Here is a 4,680-nt window from a genome sequence, read left to right on the forward strand (position 1 = left end):
ATTCCGGGCGCGACCCGAAAGATATCGCCGCCTACATGCGGCCGAAAATGCTCAAGGTATTCCCCCAGCTCGCTGATGTGCGTATCGACTATCAATGGGGCGGAATGATCGGCATCGGCGCCAACCGCTTGCCACAGATCGGCCGCCTGCCCGACCAGCCCAACGTGTACTTCGCCCAGGCCTATTCCGGCCATGGCTTGAATGCCACTCACCTGGCCGGTAGGCTGCTCGGTGAAGCCATCAGCGGCCAGCATGGCGGGCGCTTCGACCTGTTCGCCCGGGTACCGCACATCACCTTCCCGGGCGGCAAGCACCTGCGCTCGCCGCTGCTGGCCCTGGGCATGCTCTGGCACCGCATGAAAGAGCTGGTCTAGGCACGCCAGAAAGGTTTCAAACCTTCTTCGCGCGCCTGCTCCGGGGTCAGGCCGACGTCGCGCAGTTGCGCTGCGTCCAGTTCCAGCAGCGCCCTGCGGGTATGCCAGCGATGGATCATCAGGCCCCAGCGACTGAGGCCGGTGGGCGCACTGAACAGCTGGGCGCGCTGCTCACGGCTCAGTTCTTCGGCATACAGTTTCAGGCGCACATCGCTCATGCCGCTCATTGCTTGTTACCTCCAGGGTGTGTGAACCGTGGAACAAGCATGCGCGTCAGTGCAAGACCATTACAGATCCAAAGACTGACTATTACTTCCATACAGAATTGGCACATTTCCTACTGAATGCTGTATTTTTTCCTCATCTGTATTGGTCATTTGCTGTAGCCGTCTTCCGGAGTATGCCATGACGCTGTACATCAACCTCGCCGAGCTGCTTGGCGCTCGCATCGAACAAGGCCTGTACCGTCCCGGCGATCGCTTGCCGTCGGTGCGCGCCCTGAGCATCGAGCATGGGGTCAGCCTGAGCACCGTGCAGCAGGCCTACCGCCTCCTGGAAGACAACGGCCTGGCTGCGCCGCGGCCCAAGTCTGGCTACTTCGTCCCCAATAACCGCAGCCTGCCTGCCCTGCCCGCTGTCAGCCGCCCAGCCCAGCGCCCAGTGGACATTTCCCAGTGGGAGCAGGTCATCGAGCTGATCCGCAGCGTACCGAGCAAGGACGTGGTTCAACTGGGCCGTGGCATGCCCGACATTACCAGCCCGACCCTCAAACCGCTGCTGCGCAGCCTGGCCCAGCTTAGCCGTCGTCAGGACATGCCCGGCCTGTATTACGACACCATCTGCGGCACCCTGGCCCTGCGCGAGCAGATCGCCCGGCTGATGCTCGATTCCGGCTGCACGGTCAGCCCGGCCGACCTCGTGGTCACCACCGGCTGCCATGAGGCGCTATCCACCAGCATCCGCGCAGTGTGCCAACCCGGCGATATCGTGGCGGTGGATTCGCCCAGCTTTCATGGCGCCATGCAAACCCTCAAGGGCCTGGGCATGAAAGCCCTGGAAATCCCCACCGACCCCCTCACCGGGATCAGCCTCGAAGCCCTGGAACTGGCCCTGGAACAATGGCCGATCAAGCTCATCCAGATCACCCCGAACTGCAACAACCCGCTCGGCTACATCATGCCCGAGGCGCGCAAGAAGGCGTTGCTGACCCTGGCGCAACGCTTCGATGTAGCGATCCTCGAAGACGATGTGTATGGCGACCTTGCCTACACCTACCCCAGACCGCGGACCATCAAGTCCTTCGACGAGGACGGCCGAGTGCTGCTGTGCAGCTCCTTCTCCAAGACACTCGCTCCGGGCTTGCGCATTGGCTGGGCAGCCCCCGGCCGCTACCTGGAACGGGTGCTGCACATGAAGTACATCAGCACCGGCTGCACGGCGACCCAGCCACAACTGGCGATCGCCGACTTCATCGAAGGCGGCCACTACCAGCCGCACCTGCGGCGCATGCGCAGCCAGTATCAGCGTGGCCGCGACCAGATGAGCGACTGGGTGGCCCGTTACTTTCCACCAGGCACCCGCGCCAGCCGGCCCCAGGGCGGCTTCATGCTCTGGGTGGAATTGCCGGAAAGTTTCGACACGCTGCGCCTGAACCGGGCTTTACTTGGGCAGGGAGTGCAGATTGCCGTCGGCAGTATCTTCTCGGCCTCGGGCAAGTACCGTAATTGCCTGCGCATGAACTTTGCTGCACGCCCCTGCACCGAGATCGAAGCGGCAGTGCGCAAGGTTGGCGAGACCGCCATTCGTCTACTGGCCCAGGAACACAGTGACCGGTAACTTTTCACCGCCGCTCGCGGTCCATATCCATACGCCCAGTTGTAACAGGACGAATTTTCTTGAGAAGCCAGCGAGTGCTGCCACTACTGCTGTCGCTATTGCTCGGCCTGAATGGCTGCGCCAGTGTCAGCCAGCCACGGGAAGTCAGCCAGGCCCTACCGGCCAGCGACTCGGCATTCGGCCGCTCAGTACAGCGCCAGGCCTCGGCCTACGACGGGCGCTCCGGGTTTCGCCTGCTGCCCAACAGCAATGAAGCCTTCCGCGCCCGCGCCGAACTGATCCGCAACGCCCAATCGAGCATCGACCTGCAGTACTACATCGTCCATGACGGCCTCAGCACGCGTGCCCTGGTGCATGAGTTGCTACAAGCGGCCGACCGCGGTGTACGGGTGCGCATCCTGCTCGATGACACCACCAGTGACGGCCTCGACGAATTGATGGGCACCCTGGCTGCACATCCGAACATCCAGATACGTGTATTCAACCCCTTACACCTGGGCCGCAGCACTGGCGCGACCCGGGCCATGGGCCGCCTGTTCAACCTGTCGTTGCAGCATCGGCGCATGCACAACAAGCTGTGGCTGGTGGACAACAGCATGGCCATCGTCGGCGGGCGCAACCTGGGCGATGAGTATTTCGATGCCGAACCCAACCTGAACTTCACCGACATCGACCTGCTCGGCGTCGGCCCAGTGGCCGAACAGCTGGGGCATAGCTTCGATCAGTACTGGAACAGTGCCCTGAGCAAGCCGATCGGCGACTTCCTGCTCAGCCATCCCGACGCTGGCGACCTACGTGACAGCCGCCAGCGCCTGGAGGCTTCACTGGCCGAGGCGCGGATCAAACGCAAGGCCCAGTACGAGCGGCTGATGGCCTATCAGACTCGACCGCGCCTGGATGTCTGGCGCAACGAGCTGATCTGGGCCCACAACCAGGCGCTCTGGGACGCGCCAAGCAAGGTCCTGGCCCGCGATGAGCCCGACCCGCAGCTGCTGATGACTCAACAGTTGGCGCCTGACCTGAACAATGTGCAGCATGAGTTGATCCTGGTCTCGGCCTACTTCGTGCCCCGCGAGTCAGGCCTGCTGTACCTGACCAGCCGCGCCGACAACGGCGTCTCGGTCAAGCTGCTGACCAACTCCCTGGAAGCGACCGATGTGCCCGCCGTGCATGGTGGCTACGCACCGTATCGCAAGGCGCTGCTCGAGCACGGTGTCCATCTGTACGAATTGCGCCGCCAGCCTGGCGAGCCGAGCTCACGTCGGGCCATGCGCTTTCATAGCAGCTCCGACTCCAGCCTGCACAGCAAGGCTATCGTCTTCGATCGCAAAAAGACCTTCATCGGTTCATTCAACTTCGATCCCCGCTCGCTGCTGTGGAACACCGAAGTCGGGGTGCTGGTCGACAGCCCGGAGCTGGCCGAGTACACCCGCGAGCTGGCGGCCCAGGGCATGGCCCCGGCCCTCAGCTATCAGCTGCAACTGATCGACGGCCAATTGGTCTGGGTTACCGAAGACAATCATCGCCTGCACACCCTGACCACCGAGCCCGGCGGGCTGTGGCGGCGCTTCAACGCCTGGATCAGCAAGGCCGTGGGCCTGGAGAAGATGCTCTAGACCGGCGCCGGCTCGAAGGCGTCGGGGCGCCTTGCCAGCAGCACCAGACCGAATGCCCCTGCCGCCATGAACAGCGGCAGCGCATGGCCACTGATCCACTGGCTGCCCCCCCCTGCCGCCAGCGGCCCGATCAGGCAGCCGATGCCCCACAGCTGCGCAACGTGGGCATTGGCGCGTACCAGTGCATCATCGCGGTAACGCTCGCCGATCAGCACCAGCGACAAGGTGAACAGGCCACCGGCACTGGCGCCGAACAGCACCCACAGCGGCCAGATCAACGGCGTTTGCAGCAGCAACGGTATCGCCAGGCTGGAGCCCAGTAGCATCACCGCACAGCCGCTGAACAGCGTACGCCTGGACATACGGTCGGCCAGCGCGCCAATCGGTAGCTGCAGCAGCGCATCACCGACCACGACGGTGCTGACCATGAACAGGGCGATTTCCGTGGTGAAGCCTTGCTGCAGGCAGTAGACCGGCAGCAAGGTCAGAATCATGGCCTCGAAGGCAGCAAACAGCGCGATGGCCCAGGCAATCACCGGCAGGCGCCGGCAGAAGCCGAACAGATCAGTAAAGGTCACGCTGCAGGACTCGGCACTGGGTGCACCATCGCGGCCGAGCAGCACCAGCGGCGCGGCAATCAGCAGGCCGGCTCCGATCCAGAAACCCAGGTCATCTTCCGAGCCCACCACGCCGAGCAACAACGGCCCGGCCAGCTGACTCAAGGCATAGCTGCTGCCGTATAGCGCCACCAGACGTCCGCGCCACTGCTCGACCACCAGTTGGTTGATCCAGCTTTCACCAAGGATGAAGACGATGGTGAGGATCACCCCGATCAGCAAACGCAGGGCCAGCCA

The 4,680-nt window shown here is 63.4% G+C and carries 5 protein-coding genes; 3 read left to right on the forward strand and 2 right to left on the reverse strand.

Annotation, left to right across the window (positions count from 1 at the left end; genetic code table 11):
• Positions 1-374 (forward strand): NAD(P)/FAD-dependent oxidoreductase (locus tag UW3_RS29885; protein ID WP_010225853.1); only part of this gene is annotated, 374 nt, incomplete at its 5' end.
• Here UW3_RS29885 and UW3_RS0122495 read toward each other — a convergent pair.
• The gene (locus UW3_RS0122495; RefSeq protein ID WP_010225855.1) at positions 371-601 is read right to left on the reverse strand and encodes a DUF1127 domain-containing protein; all 231 of its coding nucleotides are present in this window, start codon (positions 599-601) and stop codon (positions 371-373) included. The two genes, UW3_RS29885 and UW3_RS0122495, sit on opposite strands and share 4 nt — an antisense overlap.
• A gap of 178 nt (positions 602-779) precedes the next feature.
• Between UW3_RS0122495 and UW3_RS0122500 the strand changes: the two genes are divergently transcribed.
• On the forward strand, positions 780-2,210 hold the full coding sequence (locus UW3_RS0122500; protein WP_010225856.1) for an aminotransferase-like domain-containing protein: 1,431 nt from the start codon (positions 780-782) through the stop codon (positions 2,208-2,210).
• A 59-nt stretch (positions 2,211-2,269) separates the two neighbouring features.
• Positions 2,270-3,826, forward strand: coding sequence for a phospholipase D family protein (locus UW3_RS0122505; RefSeq protein WP_026001470.1), 1,557 nt, complete (start codon positions 2,270-2,272; stop codon positions 3,824-3,826).
• Here the strand turns inward: UW3_RS0122505 and UW3_RS27515 are convergent.
• Positions 3,823-4,680, reverse strand: an 858-nt coding sequence (locus UW3_RS27515) for an MFS transporter (protein WP_010225860.1), incomplete at its 5' end; no start/stop codon positions are given. The two genes, UW3_RS0122505 and UW3_RS27515, sit on opposite strands and share 4 nt — an antisense overlap.

The organism is Pseudomonas donghuensis (assembly GCF_000259195.1).
GTDB lineage: Bacteria > Pseudomonadota > Gammaproteobacteria > Pseudomonadales > Pseudomonadaceae > Aquipseudomonas > Aquipseudomonas donghuensis.

Bases quoted from the DNA above. Each gene is read 5' to 3' on its own strand.
- UW3_RS0122495 (WP_010225855.1), bottom strand. From the start codon at position 601: ATGAGCGGCATGAGCGATGTGCGCCTGAAACTGTATGCCGAAGAACTG.
- UW3_RS0122500 (WP_010225856.1), top strand. From the start codon at position 780: ATGACGCTGTACATCAACCTCGCCGAGCTGCTTGGCGCTCGCATCGAA.